The sequence below is a fragment of the Sphingomonas quercus genome, assembly GCF_018863195.1.
Taxonomy (GTDB): domain Bacteria; phylum Pseudomonadota; class Alphaproteobacteria; order Sphingomonadales; family Sphingomonadaceae; genus Solisphingomonas; species Solisphingomonas quercus.
This window is the reverse complement of the sequence record NZ_JAHKRT010000011.1, coordinates 1-26,726: the sequence shown is the minus strand read 5'-3', so window position 1 is coordinate 26,726 and position 26,726 is coordinate 1. Positions and strand designations below refer to the sequence as shown.

Genomic DNA, 26,726 nt, shown 5'->3' with positions numbered 1-26,726 from the left:
GCGGCTATCCCGCTATCGCGTCCGGCCCCTGCCGGACGCGGTAGCGCCGCGCCAGCATCGCGCAGGCGATGAGCTGGATCTGGTGGAAGATCATCAGCGGCAGGATCACCATGCCGACCTGGCTGGCCGGAAACAGCACGCCGGCGATCGGCACCCCCGACACCAGGCTCTTCTTCGATCCGCAGAACTGGATGACGATGGCGTCCTCGCGTGAAAAGCCGCCGAGCCGCCCGATCGCCCAGGTCGCCGCCAGCACCAGCGCGAGCAGCGCCGCGCAGAGCAGGGCGATCGCCGCCAGCATGCCCGGCGACAGCCGGTGCCAGAGGCCCTGGACCACGGCCGCGCTGAACGCCGAATAGACGACGATCAGGATCGCGCCGCGATCGACGAAGCCGAGGACGAACCTGTACCGGCTCAGCAATCCGATCGTCCACCGGCGCGAGGCATGGCCGAGCAGGAACGGCAGGAGGAGCTGCATCGCGATCGTCTCGATCGCGCCCGCGCTGATCCCCCCTCCCGACAGGTGCATGAACAGCGACACCAGCAGCGGCGTGATGATGATGCCGAGCAGGTTGGAGAGCGACGCGCTGCACACCGCCGCGGCGATATTGCCGCCGGCCATCGCCGTGAACGCGATCGAGGATTGCACCGTCGACGGCAGCAATGTCAGGAACAGCATGCCGCTCGCCACGAGGGGGGGAACGAACGGCATGTTGGCGATGCCCAGTCCGAGCAGCGGGAACAGCACGAAGCTTGAGCCGAGCACGGCGAGATGCACCGGCCAGTTACGCAGTCCGGCAAGGATCGCCTCGCGCGACAGCTTGGCGCCGTGGAGGAAGAACAGCAGCATGATGCCGGCGTCGGCGACATGGTCGACCACCACGGCGCCCTGTCCGCGGCACGGCAACACCGAGGCCAGCGCCACCGTCACGATCAGCGCGACCAGGAATGGATCGAGATAGGTTTTCAGGAGCCTCTGCACGCCGCGGCTCTAGACCAGAAGGCCCCGCAGCAGCCAGACATTGGCCGCCGCGATCACGCCGAAAAGCGTCCATGCGACGATCCTCATGCCCGGTCCATTGGCATGCTCGCCCATGATCCCGCGGTCGCTGGTAAAGCGGATCAAAGGATAGATCGCGAAGGGCAGCTGCACCGACAGGATCACCTGCGTCAGCACCAGCAGCCGGCCGACGGCATGATCGCCCAGCCAGACCACCCCGATCAGCGCCGGCACCAGCGCCAGCCCGCGCGTGATCACGCGGCGCTGCCAGCACGGGATTTTGAGGTCGAGAAAGCCCTCCAATATGATCTGCCCGGCGATGGTGCCGGTGAACGTCGCGCTCTGGCCGGAGGCGAACAGGGCGATGCCGAACAGCAGGCTTGCCGCCGCCGCCCCGGTGATCGGCGCGAGCAGGCGATAGGCGTCCTCGATGTCGTTGACCCCGGCATGGCCGCTGGCGTGGAAGGTCGTCGCCGCCAGCGTCAGGATCGCGCCGTTGACCAGCGTGGCGAGCAGCAGCGCGACGACGATGTCGATCGTCGCGAAGCGGATCGCCTCGCGGTGCGCGGGGGCGCCGGGGCCCGCCGCCCGCGTCTGCACGATCGAGGAGTGGAGATAGAGATTATGCGGCATCACCGTCGCGCCGAGGATGCCGATGGCGAGGTAGAGGGCATGGGTCTCGCCGAGCCGGCCGAGGTCCGGCGTCAGCCCGGCGAGGATGCCGGCAGCATCCGGCGGCGCGATGACCAGCTGGGCGGCGAAGCACAAGGCGATCGTCGTCACCAGCGCGAGGATGATCGCCTCCACCTGACGGAAGCCGCTGCCCTTCAGGCCGAGCACGATCACCGTGTCGAGCCCGGTCAGCAGCACGCCCGCCCATAGCGGCACGCCGAGCAGCAGCTTGAAGGCGAGCGCGCTGCCCAGCACCTCGGCGACGTCGGTGGCGATGATCGCGATCTCGGCGAGGATCCAGAGCGCGCGACAGGCGGCCGGGCTGTAGCGTTCCCGCGCCATGCGGGCGAGGTCTCGCTCGGCGACGATGCCGAGCCGCATCGCCAGACATTGCAGCAGGATCGCCGACACCCCGCACAGCGCCACCACGAATAGCAGGTCATAGCCGTAGCGCGCGCCGGCCTCGATATCGGTCGCCCAATTCCCCGGGTCCATATAGCCGACCGCGACCAGCAGCCCCGGCCCGGCGGAGCGCAGCGCCCTGCCGAGAAAGGACAGCCCCGCCGGCACGACGACGCTCCCCCGCACCTCGGACGGGCAGAAGGGCGCGGTCGCCACCTGTGGCAGTCGGAAACGCATCGCCCCTCCCCGGAGAGGAATTATCCTGCGCTGGCCTGCCTCGCGGTGCAAGTGTTCCCGAGAGCGTTCTAGGAATTTCCCTGTGACGGCGGCCGCAGCAACAAAACGTCACAGGGGCGGCGGGGCGTGTTAGGCTATGTTCGGGCTCGACAAAAAAAAGGAGAAAGAGGATGAAGCAGGCGATCCTGATTGCGGCGGCAACGGCCGCCGCCCTTGCGGGCGTGACGACGGTATTGGCCCAGGGCAACGCCCAGCCGCCGGCCAATCCGGCCAAGATGAGCTTCTTCATCACCAGCACCGGCAGCGGGCAGGGCGGCAATCTCGGCGGCCTCGCGGGCGCCGACAAGCTCTGCAAGGATCGCGCCACCGCTGCCGGCGCGCCGGCCTCGCGCGTGTGGCGCGCCTATCTCAGCGCCACCGCCGCCAATGGCCAGCCCGCCGTCAACGCCCGTGACCGTATCGGCAAGGGGCCATGGTACAATGCCCGTGGCGAGCAGGTTGGCCGCGACGTCGCCGATCTGCATCGCGAGGGCAGCCCGATCAACAAGGCCACCGGCCTCGACGAGCGCGGCAACAGCGTCAACGGCCGCGGCGACACCCCCAACAAGCATGACATCATGACCGGAAGCAACCGCGACGGCACGCTCGCCGGTGACCTCACCTGCGGCAACTGGACGAGCAACGGCGCCGGCCAGACCCGCGTCGGCCATTTCGACCGCACCGGCGGCGGCGACTATCCGACCTCGTGGAACTCGGCGCACAGCAGCAAGAGCTGCTCCCAGCCCGATCTCATCTCGACCGGTGGCGACGGCCTGATCTTCTGCTTCGCCGAGCGCTGAGCACCGCCCCGCTGTCGTTCGCAGCGGCGGCGCCGCCGCCTTGCGAACGACAGCGGCCCATTCGCGATCGCTGGCGCTCCGGGGGGGGGCGCGTCGCGCTTCGTCGTTCAGCGGCGCGTCCCTCCGCCGAGGTCCCCGATCCGCCCGAGCGTGAAGAAGAACCCGGCCGCGGCGATCACCAGCGCCAGCGACAGCACCGCCATCGGCGCGAGGTTGCTGCCGGTGGCGTCGTGGATTGCCGGCACCGCATTCTGCGCCACGAAGCCGCCGAGATTGCCGATCGAGTTGATCGCGGCGAGCCCGGCCGCGGCATGGGGGCCGGTCAGCAGCCGCTGCGGCACCGTCCAGAACACCGGCTGGGCGGCGAACACCGCACCCGCCGCCACGCACAGGCAGGCAAATTTCACGATCACGCCGGGCAGCAGCACGCTGCCCATCAGCCCGGCAGCCGCGATCAGCATCGGCCCGACGATATGCCAGCGCGTCGCGCCATGGCGGGCGGCATGACGCGGCACCAGCACCAGCGCGAGCGCGACACAGGCCCACGGGATGACGTTGATCGCGCCATTTTGCAGATTGGTGGCGCCGAAGCCCTTGACGATCGTCGGCAGCCAGTAGCTCAGCCCATAGGCACCCAGGGGCAGCCCGAAATAGAGCGCGGCGAGCAGCAGCACACGCCTGTCGAGCAGGGCCCGCCACGCCGCGCCCTTCATCGGCGCCGCGGCGCCGGCCTCGGCGGCAAGCTCGGCGGCGAGCCACGCCTTCTCGTCGGCGCTGAGGAAGCGCGCTTCCCCCGGCCCGCTCGGCAGCTTGGCAAGCACCAGCGGCACCAGCAGCAGCGCCGGAAGCGCCGTCGCCACGAAGACCCACTGCCAACCGGCGAGCCCGGCCACGCCATCCAGCTCCAGCAAGGCGCCGCCGATCAGCGAGCCGACCGCGCTCGCCACCGCGCTGGCGCTCATGAACCAGCCGACCATCTGTCCGCGCCGCGCCTTTGGATACCAGAGCGTCAGCACGTAGAGCACACCCGGGAAGAAGCCCGCCTCCGCCGCGCCCAGCAGAAAGCGCAGCACATAGAACATCGCCGCGTTCTGGGTGAAGCCGAGCGCCAGCGTGACGAGGCCCCAGCTGCCCATGATCCGCGCGAACCACACGCGCGCGCCGACCCGGGCGAGGATCATATTGGCCGGCGCCTCGAACAGGAAATAGCCCAGGAAGAACAGGCTCGCCCCCAGCCCATAGGCCGCCTCGGACAGACCGAGCGCGTCGACCATCTCGAGCTTCGCGAAGGACACGTTCTGCCGGTCGATATAGGCGATCAGGTACATCAGGCAGAGCAGCGGCATGAGCTGCCGGCTGATCCGCGAGAGGGTCCGTTCGCCGATGTCGGGATTGTTCATCCGTGGGGTTGTGCCTGCCGGAGGCAGCATCCGCAATCGCCAATCTCGGGCCGCGCTTGTCCGCGCCGCCCGGCGCGCGTGCCGCTCACATCGCCAGCATCCACAGCGCCATGCCGACCATCATCACATTCTCGATCAGCGACACCAGCCCGAGCGGCACGTTGGACGACCCGCCGACACAGGCGCATTTGAGTTGCCGGCGGTCGATATAGACGGCCTTGAACACCGAGACAGCGCCGATCGAGCCGATGACCAGCGCCACCGCGACGGCTAGCCCGGGCAGCACGCCGGCGATCATCAGCACGCCGGCCAGCGCCTCGGCGAAGGGATAGATGGAGGCATAGGGCACCCAGCGCCGGGCGAGCAGATCATAGTTGAGGAACATCGTCGAGAAGCGCTCGACATCCTGCAGCTTGAGGATCGCGAGCACGCACATGCTGAAGGCGATGAACCAGAAGGCGGCGCGCGGCGTGAAGGCCGATCCCAGGGTGGCGAGGCTGGCGGCCATCGCCATCAGCGCCGTCATCACGAAGATCGCGATCACCGGGCGATAGCTGGTAGCGCCGGGCTCGGGCAGGCGCTGGCCGAACCAGCGCCGCAGGTCATCATAGCCGCCGATGCGCTGGCCATCGACGAAGATCTGCGGCGTCGTCCCGACGTCATGCTCGGCCTTGAAGGCGTTCGTCTCGGCCCGCGTCAGCAGCGGGCGATCCTCGACGGCGAAACCCTTGCGTGCGAGCAGGTGCAGCGCCTTGCGGCCATAGGGGCAGACATGGTCGGGCAGCACCATCCGATAGACGGTGGCGGTACGGCGTTGCGGGGCATTCATGAAGGGGCGGCTCCTCGTCAGCCCGCGCGATATAGGGGCCGCCCGGCCTCAGAAGAACAGCTTGCGAATAGTCAGCCTCACCGTTCGGCCCATCGGGTCGAGATAGGCGGGCTGGTAGGCGAGCGGCGTGTTGCCGGCCTCGTCGCGCACATCCTGCCGCTGGTTGAAGATATTGTCGACGGACAGGGTCAGCCGCATGCCGCGCGCCCAGCGATGCTTCACCAGCGACGGGATCTGGCCAAGATCGGCGAACAGGCGCGCGTTGAGCGTCGTCAGGTCCGAGAAATCGAGATTGCCGACGCTGCCCGCGCCGCCGCGAACGGACGTGGCGCTCTGCCAGTTGGCGGTGAGGCGGAAGCCCAGGCCATTGTTGGAATAGCCGGCCTGCCCCTCCAGCTTGTGGCGGGCGATGCCGCCGGAACTGCCCAGCGCGTCGCCGCCGAGCAGGTCCAGCTCCGGCATGCCCGGCTGGATGCGGATGTCGTCGCGGAATACCCAGGTATGATAGAGCGCGAACTGCAATCGGCCGCCCTGCGCGCCCTGTCCGCCGCCAAAGCCGCCGCGCCCGCCGCCGAAGCCGCCCCCCGGACGGCCGCCGCCGCCCGGCCCTGCGCCGAAACCGCCGCCCGCACCCGGCGCGCCCGGGGCGCCGTCGCCCGCCGGGCGGCTGACCGGCGCCTGATCGCCCTGCGCCTGAGCCTGCTGCTGCTGCTGGCCCTGGGCAGGCGCGCCGTCCTCGCCCCGTGGGCGCTGGCCCCCGGCGGCGCCGGGGAATTGCCGCCGCCCAGGCGGGGCGATGCCGGCGGCGCGATAAGCGGCGATCAGCTTCTGCGTGTCCGACCGCAGCCGATGGGAGAAGTTGAAGCCCCAGCGCAGCTGGGTGCGCGTCTCGCGGTCGAAATTGATCGGGGTGTTGTCGATGCGGATAAGCGCGCCGTCCTCGTCGCGCACGAAACGCTGCGGGAATGCCGCCTCGATCGCCGCGGTCGGGGCTGGCAGGGAGGAGGCGGTGTCGCGGGTGACGATGCGCTGATAATTGGCGACGATGGTCAGGTCGGTGTTCTGGATCGGCTTCCAGTTCAGGCCGAGCCGGAAGACGTTGCGGTTGCCGGCCTCGAGATCGGGATTGCCGCCGTCGAGCCGCGTCACCTCCACCGTGGTGCCGGTGCGATAGTCGAACACGCGCACGCCGGGCGTCAGCACTTGCGGATTGCCCAGCTGCTGGATGCTCGGCGCGCTGCCGGTATCGGTGACGGACAGGATCACGCTCAGCCCGGTGCGCGGCCGCCAGTTGAAGCCATAGCCGTGCATGTCGAGCGTACCGAAGCCCGACACCGGCACGACGCCGGCATTCACGTTGGCGGTAAAGGCGCCGATCGGGCTCTCGCGCTTCAGGATCGGCAGGTCGAAATGAATGCGCGCCTCGCCCTGGCTGCGCGACAGGCTGGCGCTGCTGGCGAGGCCGGCGCGCGTCGAGGTGGAATCGAAGCCGGTCACGGTGCCACCGACCCGGACGGTGGTGGTGATCGGGCCGGCCGGCAGCCGCCACAACTGGCCGTTGATCATCAGCTCGACATCGCCGGCGTTGGATAGCGAGCGGGCACGATCCGGCGCCGTGGTGCGAATCATGCCGGCAGGGAGCGCCGCAAACGGGTTGAGCGCCGGATCATTCGCGTCGAGCGCGGCCTGGATGGCGGAAACGTCGATGCCGCGCTCCGTGCTGGTGCGCGAGGCGGCGCGATCATAGGTGCCGGTGAAGGTCCACCGCCATCTGGACGAGATCTGGCCATTCAGGGTGGTGCCGATATGTCCGGTCTCGCCGCTCGTCCGCTGGGTCAGCGGATCGATGCCCATCGGGTAGCGATAAAGCATCACGTCGTCGGAGAAGGGCGAGAAGGGGTTGCCCGCCGGAAGCGTCAGCCCGGCGCCGGGCAGCCCGCGCAGCGAACGGCTGCCGGTGGCGTCGAACGTGCCGTTCAGCGTCGCCGAGACATTGCCGATCGGGTGGGCCAGCACCGCGTTGATCGAGAGCGCGTCGGAGCGTGGGCTGAGCGAGCGATAGGGCGAGACGTCGCTGACGTTGGCGACGCCCGCCCCGCCGACGAAATCGCCGAGCGCCGGCGCTCCGGCAGCGGCGCCGGCCGGCACGCCGGCAATCGTCACCGGCGTGCCGGCCAGAGCGCTCAGCCCCGGATCGAGCTCGCTGCGGCCGTCGGGGCTGGTGACGTTGCCGGCGAAATCATAGGGTCGCCCGACGGCGCGGGAGGTGACGTCCCGCTGGCTCTCCAGCAGCCCGGCATTGCGCGTATATTCCACGTCGAGGTTGAGCCGCGTGTCGCCGCGGACGTGGAACAGATCGGCATCGCCTTCCCCGCGGGCGCCGCCGCCATCGGTGGTCGCGGCCCCTTCGAGTTCGCCGGTGACAGCGCGGAAGCGCCGCCGGAGCACGATGTTCACCACCTTCTGGTCGGGGTTGTAGCCATATTCGAGCGCCACCTCCTCCGGCAGGATCTCGGTGCGCAGGATCGCCTCGGTGGGGATGTTGCGGATTTCCGACATGCCGGAAATGCGCTTGCCGTTGAGGAGCACCACCGGCGGCCCGTTCGTCGCCTGGCCGGTCTGCGCGGAAAGCTCGTTGAGCAGGTCGGCGACATTGGAAACGCCATAGGATCGCACGTCGGCCGGCGACAGCGTCACCTCGGGCTGGATATCGCCGATCACCGAGCCGGGCGGGCGCTGGCCCTGGACGACGATCGATTCCACATCCTCCTCGCCGCCGGTGTCCAGCTCGGGCGGGCTCTGGCTGGCGCGATCCGGCTGGGCCGGCGGCGATGCGGCCGGCGGCGTCTGCGCGTTGAGCGCCGCCCATGGCAGCGCCGCCATGACCAGACCGCCCGTCAACATCCCACCGCGATACAAACGCATTGCCGTCACCCGCTTACTCGCCTCGTCCGTCCCCGTTAGCGCGGCGATGCGTCCGCGGATTTCAGGGCCGAAACTTTTCTGGCGGGGCGCTCATGAATCCAGCCTGTCGCGAATGCGCGGCGGGGTCGGCGTGGCGCCGTCCGCGACCCATGGCTGGCATAAAAGCGCGCGGGAACGGCAGCATGCCCGCGCGGACAGTGCGTAATTCGCTTTTGCACCGCACGGACTCGGCGTATCATGGATCATGGTCCGTTCCTGGTGCAGCATCGGTGCAGCATTAGCGCTGATTTTGGCGGCTCCACCGGTGTTGGCCGGCAAGCCCGGCGAGGCCGTGCCTGTCGCCCCCGGCGACATGTCCGCCCTGAACCCGACCGGCTCGGACCTTGCCGACGCGCTCAGCCCCGATGACGAGAGCATCAAGCTGCGCGAGATCATGAATCGCATGGCGGTGTCGGTCAGCGTCAACGGCAAGGGGCCGTTCCGCTTCCTGATCGACAGCGGCGCCGATCGCTCGGTGATCGGCGATGCGCTGGCCGAACGGCTGTCCCTGCCGCCGGGAAAGACCGTCCGGCTGCACGGCATGGCCGGCGCGCGCTCGGTCAACACGGTGCAGCTATCCAGCCTGCAGGTCGGCTCGAACACCATCCAGGGCATCCACGCCCCGGCGCTCAGCGAGACCTATATCGGGGCGCAGGGGCTGCTCGGCGTCGACGCGCTCGTCAACCAGCGCGTGCTGCTCGATTTCGAGAAGACGACGATGACGGTGCTGGCCGGCCGCCGCGCCCCGCCGGTGGACGAGGACGAGATCGTCGTCACGGCGCGGCGCCGCTTCGGCCAGCTGATCCTTGCCGAGGCCGATATCGACCGCGACAAGATCTACGCGATCATCGACACCGGATCGCAGGTGACGATCGGCAACACCGCGCTGCGCGAGAAGGTGTTCGCCAAGCGCAAGAACCCGCCGCCGACCGTGCCGATCACGCTGATCAGCGTCACCGGGCAGGCGACGGTGGCCGATCTCGCGGTGATGCCGCGCATCCGCATCGGCGGGGTCGACATGCGCAACGTCCCGGTCGCCTTCACCGACGCGCCGCCGTTCGCGCTGTTCGGCGTCTCCAAGGTGCCGGCGATGCTGATCGGCACCGACGTGTTGCAGGGCTTCCGCCGCGTCCTGCTCGACTTCCGCGACAAGAAGGTGCGCTTCCAGCTCCGCCGCAGCAGCGCCGCCGACATCGTCTTCAAAGACTAGACCTGGGCACAAGCCTAGACCGGGCGTCGCACGCGCCCGACGACGGCATCCCACAGCTTCTGGCAGACGATACCGACGATGATCGCGACGGCCGCTGCCGCCCAGTCCGAATAGGGATGCCCGCCCAGCTTCGCGCTCAGCGAACGCAGCTGGAAATGCACCAGATAGATGAACAGCGAGGCGGCGGCGGTCATCGCCACGGCCTTGCTGATCGGTCGCGGCATCCTGATCCGGTCGACGAGCAGGATCACCGCGAAGGCGGCCAGGGTCAGCGGCTGCGCTTCCCGTCCCAGCATCCAGTCGACCGCCAGCAGCGCCACGACGAGGGCGGTGGCGGCGATGCGCTGGCCGGTGCCGTGGCTCTGCGCGAGACACCAGCCGAGCCCGATCAGCCAGATCTTGCTGGTCGGCACGCGATCGTAGAGCGGCGAGGTATCCCAGACGGCCTCGACGAGGGCGGCGATGGCGAAGCTCGCCACGGTGAACAGGAAGGCGGTCTCGAACGGCCGTCGTCGCGTCACCTCCCGCATCGCCGGCAGCGCGAAGAGGAGGGCCATGACCAGCATCATCTGGATCAGCACGTCGACGAACCAGTAGGAGAAGCCCCCCGCCACGTTCGGGCCGACGAAATTGCCGAGGAACAGCCAGGTGATCGGCGTCGGCTTTCTGAAGAAGAATTGCTGGACCAGCATCGCCGCCAGCGTCGGCAGCGCCACCTGGAATATGGTCTTGAGGATCGAGCGAACGCTGTTCTCGCGCAGCACCGACGGCACCTGGAAGCGGCCGAAGCTGTGGCCGGCGATGAAATAGAGGGCGGAGGTCGCCCCGCCGAACGCGATCAGTCCGAAATGCCCCGCCACGACCGCCATGATCGAGATGGCGCGCATCAGGATCGTCGATTCGACCGCGGAAAAGCGCCCTTGCTCGCCGGCGCCGTCGGCAAGATCGCGCAGCGGCCGCTCGTCCCAATCGTCCGGCAGCGTGCCGACCACTTTCTCCAGCGCCAGCATCAGGTTGAGATAGGAGAGCGAGTCCGCGCCGAGATCGCGCACGTTGCTCGTCATCGACACGGTGCGGGCGCCGAGCGTGCGGCGCACCTCGGCGACGATGGCGAGTTCGGTCTCCGTCGCCGGATCGACCACGTCGCCATCGGCCGCCGTCTCGGGCTCGCGCGGCAGCCGCGCCTTGTCGAGCTTGCCGTTGATGGTCAGCGGCAGCGCCTCGAGGACGAATAGCGCGTGCGGCATCATATGCTTGGGCAGCTGCCGCGCGCAGGCGTCGGTCAGCCGGGCCTGATCAGGCGCGGCGCCGGCCTTGGGCGTGACATAGGCGAGCAGCTTGTTCTCCCCGCCGGCCATCGGCTCGACGAGAATCGCCGCCTGATCGACGTCGGGCTGCGCGCGGAGGAAGGCGGCGATCTCGCCAGGCTCGACGCGATAGCCGCGGATCTTCACCTGATCGTCCTTGCGGCCGACGATGGCGATCTCGTCGGAGGGCAGGAAATAGCCGGTGTCGCCGGTCGCCAGCGTGCGGATCGGACCGTCGGCGAGGCCGGTCATGCCGGCCCCGGCGTCGTAATAGCCGAGGAACAGGTCCGAACCCTCGACGGTGATCTCGCCCACCTCCCCATAGCCAGCGTCCGCGTGCGCCCGCCGCACGGTGACCCGCCGGCCGTTGACGCCGCGGCCGATCGGCGCATCCTGCCAGTTCGCCGTGCGCTCGACGGGCCACATCGCCGCGGCCTGGGGAGTCTCGGTGAGGCCGTAGAACACGCTCGCCTGGGCATTGGGCGCGGCCTCGAACAGTGCCTCGGCCTCGGCCCGGTGCAGCTTGTCGCCGCCGAGGAAGACATGGGCCAGGTCGGCCAGCACCCGGTCGCGACGTCCCATCGCGATCAGCTTGCTCATCTGCGGGGTAAGGTGGGCGGCGGTGACGCGCTCCTCGGCCAGCCAGTCGAACAGCCGCCGCGGATCGTCGCGGAACTCCGCCGGCGGCACACAGATCGTGCCGCCGCACAACAGCCCGGTGAAGACATCGCGCAGCATCGGATCATGCCCGAGCCCGCCGAGCAGGGAGAAGCGGGAGCCGGGGCCAAAGCCGTGGGTGGCGATATGCCAGCCGATGAACGACAACAGCCCGTGCGCGGCAGTGGCGACGCATTTCGGCCGGCCGGTCGTGCCGGAGGTGAACAGCACATAATCGACGCCCGGCGCGAGCGGGGCGGCGCCGGCGGCATCGAGCGGCTGGAGGCCGATATCGCCGACGATCCGCGCCGCTGCGGCGGGCGCGTCGGCGTGCAGCAGGAAATCCGGCCGGAACACCTCGTTCATCACCTCGATGCGCGCCTGCGGATAGGCGGGATCGTAGATGGCGAAAACCGCGCCGAGCCGGTTCGCGGCGAGCAGCAGCGCGATCAGTTCCGGCCCGCGATCGGCGAGGATGGCGAGCTTCGTCCGCGGGCCGACGCCGTTCGCGGCCAGCGCCGCGGCCACCGCTTCGACCAGGGCGAGGAGTTCGCCATAGCTGATGGCGCGGCCGCCGGCCGAGATCGCCTCGGCGTCCGGCTGGCGCGTGGCGGTGCCGGCGAACCTGTCCCACAGCGTCTCGGGGATGCTCGCCTTCACCGCCGCTGGGGGCAGCGCCGGGCCAGGCAGCCGGATATCGCGCAGCGGCGTGGCGCCATCCCGCGCGACCTGCGCCAGCAGCGCCGCCATCTGGCTGAGGACGAGCGCGGCCCGCTCGCCGCGCGCGGCGCCGGCCGGGTGGGACATTTCTAGGCTCAGCCCGTCGCCGTCGCGGATGCAGTGCAGGTTGAGGTCGTAATCGGACTGCCACTCGACGATGTGGCGGGCCGGATAGGCGCGCCCGTCGAGCGTCAGCGTCTCGGTGCCCGGATACCAGTTGATGCCGAAGCGCGGATGGAAGCCGGTCTGCCGGATGATCTCGTCATAGGGCAGCTTTTCATGGGCGAGCGCGGCGCGGACATGGGCGCGAATCGTCGCCGCGAAATCGTCGAACCCGTGATCCGCATCCGGCGCCGCGAACAGCGGGAGGGCGTTGGAGAATTCGCCGATCACGCCATCCATGTCGGGCTTGCCGTGCCGGCCGGAGCTTTGGAAGGTGGCGCAGGCCGCCGCGGCGCCGGTCTGGCGGGCGAGGGTGAGCAGATAGGCTGCGAAGAGGAACTGAAAGACGGTGACGCCGGCCCGCGCCGCCGCCGCGGCCGTCGCCGTCATGTCGTCGGCGCCGAGCCGGTGCTGCACCCGCGCGCGCTGGCCGCCGGCGGAGCCGCTGCCCGCGAACAGCGGCAACTGGCCGCAATCGTCCGGCGCGGTGCGCAGCGCGCCTGCCCAGTAATGGACGTCGGCCGGATGCCACTCGCCGGGCATCAGGCCATAATGGTCGCACAGGCTGAAATAATCCCGCCCGGCCGGTGCCGCGGCCGGCAGCCCGGCACAGGCCTGCGAGACGCGCTCTGCGAACAGGCCGAGGCTGATCGCGTCGGCGACGGCGTGATGCAGGGCGATGGTGATCGCGGTTCGGCGCTCCGGCTCGTCGAGCCGGGCGACGTGGAGCTTGCAGGTCGGCGCGCCGAGGATGTTCTGGGGGGCGTAGACGAATGCGGCGATGCGCTCGGCCAGCCCTTCGGCATCGACAGGGCCGCTTTCAATCTGGCAGGCGACCGGCGAGCTGGACGGCGCCGCACAAACGAAATGCCCCCCGGCGGCACGGATCGTGACGTTTAGGGCCGGCTCCGCCAAGACGACGCGATGAACTGCCTGGACAGTTCGATCTATATCCGTTGATTGCTCGACGAGGAAAGTTATTGGAAGATAATAGCTGTTGTCACTGGTAAGAGAGGCCTTGACATATCTTTCCTGGTTGGACGAGCAGCGCCGCCCGGCGAAGTCAGGTTTCGAAACGAAATTCACAATCGACCTCTTCATCGTCCGGCCGGCTGGCCATCGCACAGGGCGGCGGCGGGTTCAATCCTGGCCGGTTCGTGCACATCGTGCGTTACGGGCGGCGCAGGCGCCGGAACAGGCCGCGTCGGCTGAGCGGCTCGAACATCTCGTCCGGGCCTTCGGGGTCGAGAACCTCGCCATCGGCCAGCCATTTCTCGGCGGCGCTGAGCGTGGGCGGCTGATAGGGACGAAGCGAGCGGCCGGGCCCGCGCAATGCCTCGATGGTCGCGATCAGCGAGCCCGTCTCCGCCAGCTTCGCGCCGACGCGTGCCGGCGTTTCGCCGAGGTGTTCGGCCAGCAACCCGTCGCGCACCGTCTGCGCGAGCGCGGCGGCATGGCCGTTGCCCGGACGCTCGGCGTCGATCGTCAGATCACATTCGGTGTCGAGCCGCATCGACCGGTTGTTGAGATTAGCCGAGCCGACGCGCACCACCCGATCATCCGTGATGAGTATCTTGGCATGGCAATAGATCGCCTGGCCGGCGGCGGTATATGGGTGATAAAGGCGCAGGCGGCCGTGCTTGTCGCGCCGGGCCAGCGCCTCCATCAGCCGCGCGCGCGCGGTGTCCATGGCCAGCGGCTCCAGCCAGCCCTGCGCTTTTTCCGGATTGACGATGACGATCTCCGGGCCGTCCGGCTCGTCGAGCCGCCGCGCGATCGCCTCGGCGATGCGGCGCGAGGCGACATATTGGCTTTCAATATAAAGGAAGCGGCGCGCCTCCGCGATCTGGGCGAGGAACTGCGCCTCCACCTCATGCACCTCCGGATAGCCGGGCATGGCGGCGCGGGTGCGGGCAATGTCGATGTCGACAGCCTCGATATCGGGCGCCAGCCCGTCGGGCCAGCAGTCGGCGCCGCCCTCCAGCAACGGGATCGGACGGCCGTTGGCGGCGTGCCAGCGCTCCTCGGCAAGCTCGGCGATCGCCGCCGCCGCCGCGCCGTCCACCGCCATCACGGCGTCGTGCCACGGCTTGTAGGGGCGGCCGGCCGGGTCCACCCGGCCGGGCTCATCGTCGAGATGCAGGCGCGTATCCCAGCGGTCCCCGGTCATGTCGATGCCACCGGAAAAGGCGACGCTGTTGTCGATCACTACGATCTTCTGGTGATGCGAGGCCGCCGTCGGGTGGAAGCTGTCGAGCTTGGTATGGATGCGGCGATTGGCCATCCAGCGCATCACGGTGAAGGCGGTCGGTCCGCGCAGCAACGTCTTGAGCACCCCCTTGTCCCAGCGCAGCACATAGACTTCGAGGCTCGGCGTGCGCCGGACCAGCCACGGGATGAAGCCGCCGAGCGCGCCGGGCTCACCGGGCAGGCGATCCTGGTTGGTGAGCGCGATGCGCGCGTCGAAGTCCCAGCCGATCATGAGGATGCGCCGCCTGGCGCGCAGCATCGCCGCGCGGGCATGCCGGAAATAATCATCGGCATCGACGATCACCGCCGCGCGATCCGCGCGTTCGGTCCGCCAGCTCCTTGCCCCCAACTTGACGCTCCTGTTCACGGTTACGGGCGCCGAACGCCTGTCGCGCGAACCGGGTCCGTTACAATTTCAGGTGCCGGCTGGCCGGAGGGCGGGGGTGGCGCGGATGCCGGCCATGAGGATCGCCACCGCGGCGACGAGGCCGAAGGCGCCGGCGATGATGAAGGCGGGCAGATAGGTGCCGGTCTGCTCGCGGATCACCCCGGCGCCGAAGGCGGCGACGGCGGCGCCGATCTGGTGGCCGACGACGATCCAGCCGAACACGATCGGCGCGTCGCGTTCGCCGAATGACTGGTTGGCGAGCTTCACGGTCGGCGGCACCGTCGCGATCCAGTCGAGACCGTAGAACACCGCGAACACGGTCAGGCTCATCGCCCCGAAATCGAGGAAGGGCAGCGCGATCAGCGACAGGCCGCGCAGGCCGTAATAGACGAACAGCAGCCGGCGGGGATCGTGGCGGTCGGTCAGCCAGCCGGACGCGGTGGTGCCGACCAGATCGAACAGCCCCATCAGCGACAACAGCCCGGCCGCCTGCACTGGCGCGATGCCGTGATCGCCGCAGAACGCGATCATATGCGTGCCGACCAGCCCGTTGGTGGTCAGCCCGCAGACGAAGAAGGTGCCGAACAAAAGCCAGAAGACCGGCTGGCGCGCCGCCCGCGCCAGCGCCGAGAAGGCGAGCGCAGGGCTCGCCGCCTGCTTCATCGGCGGCGGCGGCGCGCTGTCGTCGCTATCGCCGTGGCGGCGCATGGCGACGTCGGCGGGACGCTCCGGCACCAGCAGCAGCACTACCGGGATGAGCAGCGCGCAGGCGACGCTCACCGTCATCACCACCGGCTGCCACGCTCCCTCGCGCGACAGCCATGCGAGGATCGGCAGGAAGATCAGCGCGCCGGTTGCGGTGCTGGCGCTGAGCATGCCCATCACCAGCCCCTGCCGCGTCGCAAACCAGCGATTGACCACCGCCGCGCCGAGCACCGAGGCGACCGCGCCGGAGCCGATGCCGGACATCACCCCCCAGCTCAGCACATAATGCCACGGCTCGCTCATCCACAGGCTCGCGAAGGTCGCGGCGGACATCAGCGCCAGTCCGCCGATCATCGTGCGCCGGATGCCGATCGTCTGCATCAGCGCGGCGGCGAAAGGGCCGACCAGCCCGTAAAGGAAAATGCCGACCGCGGCCGCGAACGAGATGGTGGCGCGATCCCAGCCGAAATGCATCTCCAGCGGCAGCATCAGCACGCCCGGCGTGGCGCGCAGGCCGGCGGCGACGAGCAGGGCGACGAAGGTCACCGCGACGACGGTGGGCGCATAGGCGCGGGCAGGCAGGCGGAGCGGCATGGAGCTTTCCCCTCAGTCTCTTGCCTCGGCGGCGATGGCGGCAAGGCGGTGCAGCGCGTCTTCCAGCGCCGCCCAGCCGGAGGCGTCGAAGGCGCCGGCGATGCGGCCCTGCGCATCAGCCCAAGGGCCGGTGGCGGCCTCGATCGCGGCGCGGCCCTCGGGGGTCAGGGTGGCGATTCTGGCGTTGCCGGTCCGCGCGTCGGCGAGGGCGATATTGCCCTCGCGGGCCAGCGGCGCGAGCGTGCGATAGAGCGAGGTGCGGTCCATCATCAGCTGGTCGGCCAGCCGGCTAAGCGGCATGTCCCCCTCACGCGCCAGCGTGCGCAGGATCGAGAATTGGGTAATGGTGAGCCCCGCCGGCTCCAGCGATGCGTCATAGACGCGCGACAGTGCACGGCTCGCCTTGCGGAGCGCCGTGCACAGGCAGCGGGAATCCGGGGAGACGGCCTGATGCATATACACCGTGTATATGCATCAGGCCGTCTCGGCAAGCGGCTCAGACGATGCTGAGCTTCACATCGATATTGTTGCGGGTGGCGTTGGAATAAGGGCAAACCTGATGTGCCTGCTCGACCAGCGCCTCCGCCTCCGCGCGGTCGACGCCCGGCAGGCTGACCGCCAGCGCGATGGCAAGGCCGAACCCGCCCTCGGAGCGCGGGCCGATGCCGACCGTCGCGGTGACTTCCGCGTCCGCGGGCACCTTGGCGGTACCACCCTGGGACGCGACGAATTTCATCGCGCCGATGAAGCAGGCGGCATAGCCCGCCGCGAACAGCTGCTCAGGATTATTGCCGTCGCCGCCCGCGCCGCCGAGCTCCTTCGGGGTCGTCAGCTTGACGTCGAGGCTGCCGTCGAGGGTGCGGCTGCGGCCGTCGCGGCCGCCGGTGGCGCGGGCGGAGGTCTCGTACAGGACATTGGTGGACATCGGCTTTCTCCTTCTTTCGATCCAGCGCGATTCGATCGCGTACGATGTATATCGACGGGTGTCGGCGAGATGTCAAGCGAACGATAATATCGCGTACGATATTTCTCTTGTCCTATCGCCCTGAGCCTCTTTCAACCTCCACCCCGCCACAAGCCCGGCAGCCGCGGTGAGGGGACGTTGAAGCAGGTTCAGGGCCACAGCAATGGAGCGGGGAAACCGCGTCCTATTTGAGCGCGACGCCGTGCAACGAGTGGTGGGAGAGGATGAACAGCGTCTTGCGGTCCTTGCCGCCGATCAGCAGCTGGAGCGGGCGCTCCGGCGTATCGATGCGGCCGATCTCCTTGCCCTGGGGGTCGTAGACGAAGACCTGGCCGTTGGCGACGTAGACATTGCCGGCGTCGTCCACGGCAAGGCTTTCGCCGCCGCGATTGGCGAACATCTTGAGGTCCGTGATCGCCCCGCCGGCACCGAGCAGGCCGCTATAGACCTTGCTCTCCGAATTGTTGCTGACGAACACGCGCTGGCCCGGCTGGGCGAGGGTGAAGCCGTAAGTGTCGAGCGAATCGGAGAAGCGCAGGCCGCGATGATCCGGCGGCCCCTGCTGGATCACCCGATAGGCCGGCAGCGCGATGCTGCCGTCCGGCGAGACATATTCGGTCGGGCGCGGGACGGCGATGTCGCGGGCGAACATCTCGGCGAGCGTCGTGAAGCGATAGGTTTCCGGATCGACCTGATCCTTGAACTCGCCATTGTTCCAGAAATTGAGCGGCAGCACCGTTGCCGCTCCGGCATGCTGGCCGACCGGCGTCGGCTGGATCAGCGTCATCTCGGTTTCGGGCGAGCCGGGCTTGAAGGAATAGACGGTGCCGTTGCGGCCGAGGCTGGAGAGGACGAGCAGATTGCCGGACTTGTCGACCGCGAGGCTCACCGGATCGGTGGCGTTGTCGCGCTCGACCGACAGGCCTTCGTCCTTCGACCAGCCATAGATGGTCTGCTTGCGGTGATCGACGAAGTAGAGCTTGCCGTTGGCGTCGACCGCGCCGCCGGAGACCGAATAGAAATCGCCCTCCAGTTTCTCGACCTTCGCGCCCGGCGCCAGCACCGCCGCGGCATCGGCGGTGACGACCGGGGCGGGCGTGGCGAGCGGCGGAATGTCGAGCACCGCGAACTCGCGCTCGCGCACCTCCAGCTTGCTGGTCAGGTCATGAATGGCGTTCTCATAAGGGAATTTGGAGAGGCGCAGATAGGTGGTGCAGCCATTCTCGTCGCACATGCCGACGCCGCTCTCGCCGTTCACATGCATGTTGCGGAAGCGGATATCGCCCGAATTGAACAGCCGCACCGCCGAGCGCACCGGCTTGAAGGTGCGGGTGACGCGATAGGCGTGGTAATTGGCGACGAGGATGTTGCTGGAGTTGCGGATCTCCAGCGACACCGCGTCCTGGCTCTCGCCGGCCTCCTCCTCGGTCTGCGGCGCGAGCAGTTCCCAATTCTCGACGCGGTTGAAGGCGATCTCCACCGGCCCGTGATGCTCGGCCGACATCTGGTAGACATGGCCGGGCGTTTTCGTGTCCGACACGTAGAGGCCGGACTGGGCATAGGTGTCCACCGTCCACACATTGGTGAAGGTGCCGCCGCCGCCGTCGGTCACCCACAGGCTGGGATATTGGCCGGCCCAGCGCTTGGCCGGATCGGGGTCGGCCATGCGCGTGGCGTCATAAGGGTTCATGCGCGTGCCGTCCGGCAGGATGGTGCCGTGGCCGCCCTGGAATTTGACGTCCTGGACGAGCGAATTCTCGCCGGCCTTCCACAGCAGCCCGGTGGCGCGCGGATTGATGCCGCCGGTAAAGAGGCCGAGGCCGGAAACGATCGCGTCGCCCCCCTTGGCGCTTTCGACCAGCGCCTTGGGCGCGCCGACGCCGGCGAAGCCGGGCGTCTTGTCCGGCAGGCTGAGCCAGGTCATGCCCGGATGGAGGCCGATCAGCACCGTGTCCGGCTTCAGCTTCAGCGTGTCGGTGACGCGGTAATGCCCGCTCGGGAAATAGAGCACCTTATGGGTGTCGATCGCCTTCTGGATGGCGGCGGTGTCGTCGGCCTTGTCGTCGCCGACCACGCCGAGCGTCTTGACGTTGACCCACTCGGACGTCGCCGGCAGCAGCCGCACCGCGCGAGGCCCGGGGGCGGGCAGGGCGGAGAGCGCCTGCGCATCCACCTTCATGTCATATTTGCCGGTGGCGCCGAGGCTCGGCACGAACATGCCGTAGTTGAACGCTTTCATGCGATAGGCCTTGCCGGCGCCGGCGACCGTCTTGCCGCTCTCGCGGAAGCGGGCGAAGGTCGGCGTCGCCGTCGCCAGCGCATTCTCGAAACCGATCTGGGTATAGGGGTTGTTCTCGTTGGAGATGACGACGGCGGCCTTCGAGACATTCTCGAAGCGCACGTTCTTGCCCCACAGCCAGTCCGAATAGCCTTCGTCGATGTCGATGCCGACCGGCACGTTGCGGATGCGGGTGTTGATGAGGGTAAGGCTGGCCTCATGCTCGCGGATCGCCGCTTCGCGCTGGCCCTCGAACACCGAATCGATCAACGTGAACTGCCAGGCCGGCGACGGCTTCTCGGCGAGGATGCCATAGCGGCCCCCGAAGAAGCGCAGGTCCTCCGCCTCGTTGGCGACATGATAGATGCCGGCAAGGCCCGAGCCGATGTGAAAATCGATATGGCTGAGATAGGCGTGCTGCGCGGCGTGGAAGCGGATCGCAGTGGCGGCCGGATTGCCCTTGCCGATCTCGAAATCGACATTGCTGATCGCCGGATAGAAGGTGCCCGGATTGGCATCGGCGATCTTCTCGTTGAACGGCACGCTGCCGGGCGGCGGGAAGGGCACGCGGCGCGGCGCGTCGCCGGCGCTGGTCGGGTTGCCGCCGGCGAAGATCACCATGTTCTTCACGCCCTTGTCGAAGCCGGGCGTGTTGTCGCCGAGCACGATCACGGGCCGCGTCTTGCCGACGCCGAACACACGCACCGCCGGCCAGATGTACAGCGTCTTGCTGATCCGATAGCGGCCGGCGGGGAGGAAGACGATGCCCTGGTTCTTGCCCTGGGCATAGGCACGATCGATCGCCGCCTGGATCGCAGGCCCGGCATCGCCGCGCCCGTCCTTCGGCGCATCGACGACGACGCCGATGCCGTCCTGCGGCTGCTGCACGAAAACCGAGGTGGATGCGGGCGTCGCCGCCGTGGCGGGCGAGGCGAGCACGGCCGCGCCGCACATCAGCCACGCCATCGAAGTGAGGTTCGCCTTCATCATAATCCCCTGGCTTTGTGGTTTGATTTGGGTGGTCGATATCGGACTGGCGTCCGGTGATGACCCTCGACCTAGGTCGTAAGCATTCACGGCATCAGCCGTTTGCGGCCCTGGGACAGGTGCCAGCGCATCGCCAGCGCGGCGCCGTCGCCGTCCTGGGCGCGGATCGCCTCGACGATCATCTCATGCTCGGACAGCATCGCGCCGATCGCCTCGGGCGGGCGCGAGCGGGAGATGTCGATGCCGGCGCGCATGATCCGCTCCATCTCCACATGCATGTGATCAAAGGCGGCGACGAAGGCGGGGTTGGCGGTACCCTCGGCGATGGCGCGGTGAAGCGCCATGTCCTCGTCATGGGCCGGCTCGTTGGAGCTGAGGGCGGCCACCAGCACGCGCAGCCGCCGCTCGATCTCGGCCAGTTGCTCGCTGGAGCGGCGCTGCGCGGCGAGGCGCGCTGCCTCGGCCTCGACGACGAAGCGCACCTCATAATTGCCGAGCGTCGCCGACATTTCGGACATCGGCATGTGCGTCACCAGCCGCGCCGAGGGCCGACGCATCACGAAGGAGCCGGCGCCGCGTCGCGCCTCGGTGATGCCGTCCGAGGCGAGGCGGACCAGCGCCTCGCGCACCACCGTGCGGGACATGCCGAACATCTCGGCAAGCCGCGTCTCCGACGGCAGGCGATCGCCGATGCCGAGCTCGCCGGCGTTGATGATCTCGACGATGCCGGAATAGGCCCGATCGGCCAGACGTTCCTCGCTCACAGCACGGCGCTCGCCATGAGGATGCAGAGGAGGCCGACCACCGAGATCGCCGTCTCCAGCACCGACCAGGTGCGGAACGTGTCGGCGGTGCTGGTGCCGATATAGCTCTTCACCAGCCAGAAGCCCGGATCGTTGACATGGGAGAAAAACACCGATCCCGCGCCGATCGCCAGCACCGTCCATTCCGGCGAGGTGCCGGTGGCCTGAACCAGCGCCGGCACGATGCCGGCGGTGGTGATGGTGGCGACGGTGGCGGACCCGGTGGCGAGGCGGATGCCGACCGCGATCAGCCAGGAAAGCAGGATCGGCGACACCGCGCCGGACGAGGCAAGGCGGGCCAGCAGTTCCGACAGGCCGGCGCCGACCAGCACCTGCTTCAGCGCGCCGCCGGCGCCGATCGCGAGCAGGATCGCGCCGGCCGGCTTCATCGTCTCGGACCAGATCGCGCCCTGCACCGCGGCGTCGCGGATGCGCCCGCCGAACAGCAGGGGCAGCGCGACCAGATTGGTTAGCAACAGCGCCAGCACCGGGTTGCTCGCCACCGCCAGCCAGCCCAGCCCGCCCGACATCTCGGTGGGCAGCAGGGTATGGACCTGACCCATGGCGATCAGCACCACCGGCATCAGGATCACCGTCAGCGAGGCGAGGCGGGACGGCTCGCCCGGCAGCACCAGTTGCGGCTCGAGCACCGGCTGGTCGAGCCGCACGCCGCGCGACGTGAAGCGCGAAAGCAGGGGGCCGGCGACGATGGCGGTGGGAATGGCGACGATCAGGCCATAGAGGATCGTCCGGCCGAGATCGGCGCCGAGCGCGTTGACGGCGAGCAGCGGTCCGGGATGCGGCGGCACCAACGCATGCACCACGGAAAGGCCGGCCAGCGCCGGCAGCATCAGGCGCAGGCTGGCAGCGTCCCGCCCCGGCCCCGCCGGCAGGCTGGCAGCAGCGGCGGCAACGATCGGCAGCAGCAGCACCAGACCGGTTTCGAAGAAGAGCGGCAGGCCGACCATCATCGCAACGAGCAGGCTCGCCCAGGGCGCACCTGTTGGACCAGTCAGGCCAAGCCCGGCGCGGGCGATCGACGAGGCGCCGTTAGACAACTGCAGCATCGCGCCGAGCGAAAGGCCGAGCGCGACTACCAGACCGGTGCCGCCGAGAATGTCGCCAACGCCCTTCTGCACGGCCTTGGCGGTGTCCTCGGCGGACAGGCCGGCGGCCAGCCCGACAAGGAAGGCACCGCACAGCAGTGCGATGAAGGGATGCAATTTCCCCTTCACGATCAACCAGATGGTAACTCCGATGCCAAGCAGCGCCGACAGGATCAGCCGAATATCCTCAGGCGTCATAGGGCTCCGCCTCGTGCCGCTTCCATCATTCCCTCCCGGTTCCGGTGCCGCTCTCGACGGCCCGCCTCTGTCGGATTATCTGTAGGACAGCTTGCCGGAGGCCGTCAGCAAAAATGTATGGTTGACTGTCAAATTGTATGGACTTAGCGTGAACCTGTCCAACTGATTCCGGGAGTCGCCGCGCAGCGCAAACCGGAGCGGATGGCTTTATGCCAAGTAGTGCACCGGAATGGTTTCCGGCGTCCGCTGTCGCGTGCGCCGGGGTCGCCGGAAGCGTTCGGGGATGCCAGGTTATGATCATGAAGCAGCGGGATTTCGCGATGGACGTCGCGCCGGTCGACGAGCTGGACAATCAGATGATCCGGCTCACTCCGACGCAGCTCAAGGTCATGAAGGGCGTCTATTCCGGCCTTCCCAACAAGCAGATCGCCTTCGATCTCGGCATCGCCGAAGCGACGGTGAAGGCGCACATGACGGCGCTGATGCGCAAGCTGAAGGTACGCAACCGCACCCAGGTGGCGATCGCCGCGCAGGCGATCGGCTGGGGTTCCTCCGCCCATCAGTCCTGAACGATCCAGTTTCCGAAATCAGGGCCGGCGGCGGTGCGCCGCCCGGCCCGACTGTCAAACGGCTCACCCCCTCTCCCGAGCCGAACCTTGTCCGGGGCAAGCCACTGGCTTCCCCGGATTTTTTTGCGCCCGTTGCCGCCTGGAGCGCCGCGGAGCCGACTCCCCTTGCAGGATCGCGCCTGTCACGCAGGACGGATGATCCGCCTCGCCCGCCGACCGGGGGTGCCGGATCGCCGCGCTCGATCGGGGCGCGATCCTGCCGCGAGATCAGGCGCCCGCAATTGTCAACTTGATCAACTTCGCCGCAGCGCTGGGGCCGCCATATGCATGCAATCGGGCTTGTTGTCCGATCGTGGCCTCGATATTGGCAGGGATCAGCCGTGCGGGGCGTTCGGGCTCCGGTGCCGGAAGGGGGGAATGGTGATGCAATTCAAGCGGGCCGGCCGGGTCGGCTTCGTCCTGGCGCTGGTCGCCTCGACATCGGTGTTCGCGCAGGAGCGGGAGGATCGCACCCTGCTCAGCCAGACGCAGATGACCTCGATCATCAACGAGGTGTCCGGCGATCGCGCGATGCAGCACGTGCTGGAGCTGGTCCCTTATCAGCGGGTGCGGCTGCCCGGCGACTATGACAGGAATTTCCGCGAGACGCAGGTCATCGTCGATTTCGCGAGGGAATATGGCTTCGCCAATGTCAGCGTGTCGACATTCAACGACGAGGCCCGGGCCTTTCAGCCGACGGTCGGCGAGCTGTGGCTGACCACGCCGAAGAGCATCAAGCTGTTCGACATCCACGACATCCCGCTGAGTCTCGTCTCGCTCAACGCCAATGGCGATCTGTCCGGCGAGCTCGTCGATGTCGGGGCGGGAAGGGCGGAGGATTTCGCCGGCAAGGATGTGAAGGGCAAGTTCGTGCTCACCTCCGGCACGACCGCGCAGATTTATAATCTCGCCGTCGAGCGGGGCGCGCTGGGCGTGCTCGGCCTGTCGACGATGGGTCCGCAGCGGGCGATCGACTATCCGCGCAGCATCGTCTCCTCGACGGTGACGGCCAGACCCGGCACGGTGGCATGGTCGCTGACGCCCGAGACGCGCGGCTATCTCGAGGCGCTGATGGCGCGCGGCGAGAAGCTCACCATCCGCTCGGTGACGAAGAGCACGGAAGTGTCCGGCCGCAGCGAATATGTCCATGCCGAGATCCTCGGCGACGGCTCGACGAAGCAGGAAGTCGGCATCAGCTGCCATCTGTTCGAAGGGGTCATCAAGCAGGGCGCCAATGACGACAATTCCGGCTGCGCGCTGATCCTCGAGGTTGGTCGCGCCTATATGAAGCTGGTCAAGGAAGGCAAGTTGCCGCCGCCGAAGCGGACGATCAACTTCCAGTTCGTGCAGGAAATCTCGGGCACCAACGAATATCTGAACAAGCATCCCGACAAAGCCAAGGCAATGATCGGGAACCTGAACTTCGACATGGAGGGCATCAGGCTCACCGCCAGCCGCGCCACCTGGCTGATGCACCGCACGCCCGATACCTTCCCCTCCTATCTGAACGACGTCGGCCAGAGCATGCTCGAATATGTCGCCGACATCACCCGTGAGCGGGTGCGGTTCCGTCGCTCGATCAACGGCTATGCGGCAGCACAGCCGGTTGAATCGGTGCATGGTTCGAAGGATGCTTTCTACATCACGGTCGACAAGCATTATGGCTCGTCGGATCATGTCACCTATATGCAGCACGGGATACCGTCGATCATCTACAATACGTGGCCGGACATGTGGTATCACTCGTCCGACGACACGCCCGACAAGCAAGATCCGACCCAGTATAAGCGCGCCGCCGTGGTGACGCTGGGCGGGCTGGTGGCGCTGGCGACCGGCACCGACGAGCTGGCGACGCGGGTCGCGGCCGAGAATCTGGCGCGGGGCACCAGTCGCATGGGCGAGGCACAGGAGAAGGGCCTCGGCTATATCGCCGACGCCACCCCGGCCGATCTTCCGCGCGCTTATCGGGAAGCGCAGAACGCCATCCGCCATCAGGCGGAGATCGAGAAGGCGGTGATCGGCTCCGCCGCGGTGATGTGGACGGATGCCGCCGCCGGCAGGAAGCGCGTCGCCCCCTTCGCCCCGTTGATCGACAGGCGGGCCGAGGCGCTGCTCGCCGAGGTCAAGGCGACCTATCAGCTGGCGAGCGCCGAGCACGGCGTCCCCGCCGCCGAGCCGACGCTGACCGCCGAGGAACGCGAGGCGGCCACCATAATCGTCAGGCGCGGCCCCAATGTGCCCGCCCCCGGCGCGCGCCGGGCGCCGCCGCCGGGCCCCAATCTGCCGGACGAATATATGGCCGAGTTCCAGATCCTGGTCGATCGCGGCAACATGACGATCCTGCAGATGCGCGACTTCCTGTCGGGCGAGTTCACGCCGCTGTCGCTGGCCGAGCTGATGGCGACGCTCAAGGCGCGCGAAGCGGCGGGCCTGGTGACGCTGCAGAAGAAATAGGTCGGGTGCCGGCACGATGAAACAGCCGGGCCCGCTGGCCCGGCTGTCCTTTGGCCCGCCCGAGGGGGAGGAGGCGGGTCAAATCTGGGCGATGCGCTGGCGCCGCCGGGATTGCATGGAGATGCCGATGATGCCGAAGCCCATCGCCATCATCGCCCATGTTGCCGGCTCCGGCACCGGGCTGGCAAAGCCGCTCGGCCCCTCGACGAAGCCTTCGGTGTAAAGCGGCGAGTTGTTGCTGACCTTCAGTGTCTGCGATCCGAAGGCCAGAGTATTGCCGATGTCCGAATAGGTCGACACCGCGCTATAGCCGGAAAACACGTAGTCGGCGGGGGGCGTGAACGGGCTTCCGATCCAGGTGAAGACCAGATTGGCGATAGTTGGATCGTCGACGATGCCCGGCGGCAGCAGGGAGAGGCTGCTGAGTGCTTCGACCGACGCTGCGACATTCGCATTGCCGCTGGTGACGGTGCCGTCGACATAGCCGGCGAAGTCGTAGATGATGAACGTCGAGCCCGGAAGCACCCCTTCGGCGGTGTCGCCATTGCTGTCGATGGCGAAGACGCCGCCATAATTGTAGCGCGTGCCCAATGGATCGGCCTGCGTGCTGTTCAGCACGAGCGTGACCGCCCCGGCCGAACTCGCCAGACCCATCAGGCCAGCCATGACGGCGGCGAACTTTATCGATGTTTTCATGCCAATACTTCCTCGAACAGGGGTCCGTGGGGGTTGAGCGGGGCATCGATTGACGATTGCCGGTGATCGCCCGACCAAGAATTGCCAACAGGTCGGATTGACAACAAGATCAATCAAATCAACAATGGATTGTATTATTTGACCTTTTCTATCAAAATAATTTCCTGTCGCCGCCGGCCCGCCCTACCAGGCCAGCCGTGCGCCGATCTTGGCGCCGTAGGTCTGTCCGCGATTGTGGAAGCGGGCGAGGTAGTTGCCCGAGGCGTAGACGGCGAGGCCGCCGGTGATCTGGGCAT

General features: G+C 68.1%; 18 protein-coding genes. 4 read left to right on the top strand and 14 right to left on the bottom strand.

Annotation, left to right across the window (positions count from 1 at the left end; translation table 11 throughout):
- Positions 1 to 4: 4 nt before the first annotated feature.
- Together KOF26_RS16695 and KOF26_RS16690 are read right to left on the bottom strand one after the other, a co-directional pair.
- Positions 5 to 982 carry a bile acid:sodium symporter family protein gene (locus KOF26_RS16695; protein ID WP_216327838.1) on the bottom strand — a complete coding sequence of 326 codons (978 nt, stop codon included), beginning with the start codon at positions 980 to 982 and terminating at the stop codon, positions 5 to 7.
- 9 nt (positions 983 to 991) lie between these two features.
- Positions 992 to 2,311 (bottom strand): Nramp family divalent metal transporter, encoded by a 1,320-nt coding sequence (locus KOF26_RS16690; RefSeq protein ID WP_216327836.1) that lies wholly within the window; start codon positions 2,309 to 2,311, stop codon positions 992 to 994.
- Positions 2,312 to 2,481: 170 nt separating this feature from the next.
- Between KOF26_RS16690 and KOF26_RS16685 the strand changes: the two genes are divergently transcribed.
- Positions 2,482 to 3,150: a hypothetical protein gene (locus KOF26_RS16685; protein WP_216327834.1), complete on the top strand. Its 669-nt coding sequence runs from the start codon at positions 2,482 to 2,484 to the stop codon at positions 3,148 to 3,150.
- Positions 3,151 to 3,257: 107 nt separating this feature from the next.
- On the opposite strand, the gene KOF26_RS16680 is transcribed toward KOF26_RS16685, so the two are convergent.
- The 3 genes from KOF26_RS16680 to KOF26_RS16670 all read right to left on the bottom strand — a co-directional run bounded on the left by KOF26_RS16680 (position 3,258) and on the right by KOF26_RS16670 (position 8,283).
- Positions 3,258 to 4,550, bottom strand: a complete 1,293-nt coding sequence (locus KOF26_RS16680; RefSeq protein WP_216327832.1) for an MFS transporter — start codon at positions 4,548 to 4,550, stop codon at positions 3,258 to 3,260.
- Positions 4,551 to 4,635: 85 nt separating this feature from the next.
- On the bottom strand, positions 4,636 to 5,379 hold the full coding sequence (locus KOF26_RS16675) for a glutaredoxin family protein (RefSeq protein WP_216327830.1): 744 nt from the start codon (positions 5,377 to 5,379) through the stop codon (positions 4,636 to 4,638).
- A gap of 48 nt (positions 5,380 to 5,427) precedes the next feature.
- Complete coding sequence (locus KOF26_RS16670) at positions 5,428 to 8,283, bottom strand: TonB-dependent receptor (protein ID WP_253201548.1); 2,856 nt, start codon at positions 8,281 to 8,283, stop codon at positions 5,428 to 5,430.
- A 328-nt stretch (positions 8,284 to 8,611) separates the two neighbouring features.
- On the opposite strand from KOF26_RS16670, the gene KOF26_RS16665 reads away from it, so the two are divergent.
- Positions 8,612 to 9,553, top strand: coding sequence for an aspartyl protease family protein (locus KOF26_RS16665; RefSeq protein WP_216327827.1), 942 nt, complete (start codon positions 8,612 to 8,614; stop codon positions 9,551 to 9,553).
- A gap of 14 nt (positions 9,554 to 9,567) precedes the next feature.
- On the opposite strand, the gene KOF26_RS16660 is transcribed toward KOF26_RS16665, so the two are convergent.
- The 8 genes from KOF26_RS16660 to KOF26_RS16625 form a co-directional block, all read right to left on the bottom strand.
- Positions 9,568 to 13,500: an AMP-binding protein gene (locus tag KOF26_RS16660; protein ID WP_216327824.1), complete on the bottom strand. Its 3,933-nt coding sequence runs from the start codon at positions 13,498 to 13,500 to the stop codon at positions 9,568 to 9,570.
- 70 nt (positions 13,501 to 13,570) lie between these two features.
- Complete coding sequence (locus tag KOF26_RS16655) at positions 13,571 to 14,998, bottom strand: phospholipase D-like domain-containing protein (protein WP_253201547.1); 1,428 nt, start codon at positions 14,996 to 14,998, stop codon at positions 13,571 to 13,573.
- A gap of 66 nt (positions 14,999 to 15,064) precedes the next feature.
- On the bottom strand, positions 15,065 to 16,336 hold the full coding sequence (locus KOF26_RS16650) for an MFS transporter (protein WP_216327821.1): 1,272 nt from the start codon (positions 16,334 to 16,336) through the stop codon (positions 15,065 to 15,067).
- Positions 16,337 to 16,348: 12 nt separating this feature from the next.
- Positions 16,349 to 16,792 (bottom strand): MarR family winged helix-turn-helix transcriptional regulator, encoded by a 444-nt coding sequence (locus KOF26_RS16645; protein WP_216327816.1) that lies wholly within the window; start codon positions 16,790 to 16,792, stop codon positions 16,349 to 16,351.
- A gap of 40 nt (positions 16,793 to 16,832) precedes the next feature.
- Positions 16,833 to 17,261: an organic hydroperoxide resistance protein gene (locus KOF26_RS16640; protein ID WP_216327813.1), complete on the bottom strand. Its 429-nt coding sequence runs from the start codon at positions 17,259 to 17,261 to the stop codon at positions 16,833 to 16,835.
- A 223-nt stretch (positions 17,262 to 17,484) separates the two neighbouring features.
- The gene (locus KOF26_RS16635; protein ID WP_253201546.1) at positions 17,485 to 20,565 is read right to left on the bottom strand and encodes a glycosyl hydrolase family 28-related protein; all 3,081 of its coding nucleotides are present in this window, start codon (positions 20,563 to 20,565) and stop codon (positions 17,485 to 17,487) included.
- A gap of 86 nt (positions 20,566 to 20,651) precedes the next feature.
- A complete protein-coding gene (locus tag KOF26_RS16630) occupies positions 20,652 to 21,329 on the bottom strand; it encodes a FadR/GntR family transcriptional regulator (protein ID WP_216327811.1) in 678 nt (225 codons plus the stop codon).
- Positions 21,326 to 22,672 carry a GntT/GntP/DsdX family permease gene (locus KOF26_RS16625; RefSeq protein ID WP_216327809.1) on the bottom strand — a complete coding sequence of 449 codons (1,347 nt, stop codon included), beginning with the start codon at positions 22,670 to 22,672 and terminating at the stop codon, positions 21,326 to 21,328. Before KOF26_RS16625 ends, KOF26_RS16630 begins: the two co-directional genes overlap by 4 nt.
- 320 nt (positions 22,673 to 22,992) lie before the next feature.
- Between KOF26_RS16625 and KOF26_RS16620 the strand changes: the two genes are divergently transcribed.
- Positions 22,993 to 23,241, top strand: a complete 249-nt coding sequence (locus KOF26_RS16620) for a helix-turn-helix domain-containing protein (RefSeq protein WP_216327903.1) — start codon at positions 22,993 to 22,995, stop codon at positions 23,239 to 23,241.
- Positions 23,242 to 23,664: 423 nt separating this feature from the next.
- Positions 23,665 to 25,734, top strand: coding sequence for a M28 family peptidase (locus KOF26_RS16615; protein WP_216327807.1), 2,070 nt, complete (start codon positions 23,665 to 23,667; stop codon positions 25,732 to 25,734).
- 78 nt (positions 25,735 to 25,812) lie between these two features.
- On the opposite strand, the gene KOF26_RS16610 is transcribed toward KOF26_RS16615, so the two are convergent.
- Positions 25,813 to 26,430, bottom strand: coding sequence for a PEPxxWA-CTERM sorting domain-containing protein (locus KOF26_RS16610; protein WP_216327805.1), 618 nt, complete (start codon positions 26,428 to 26,430; stop codon positions 25,813 to 25,815).
- Positions 26,431 to 26,726 lie beyond the last annotated feature (296 nt).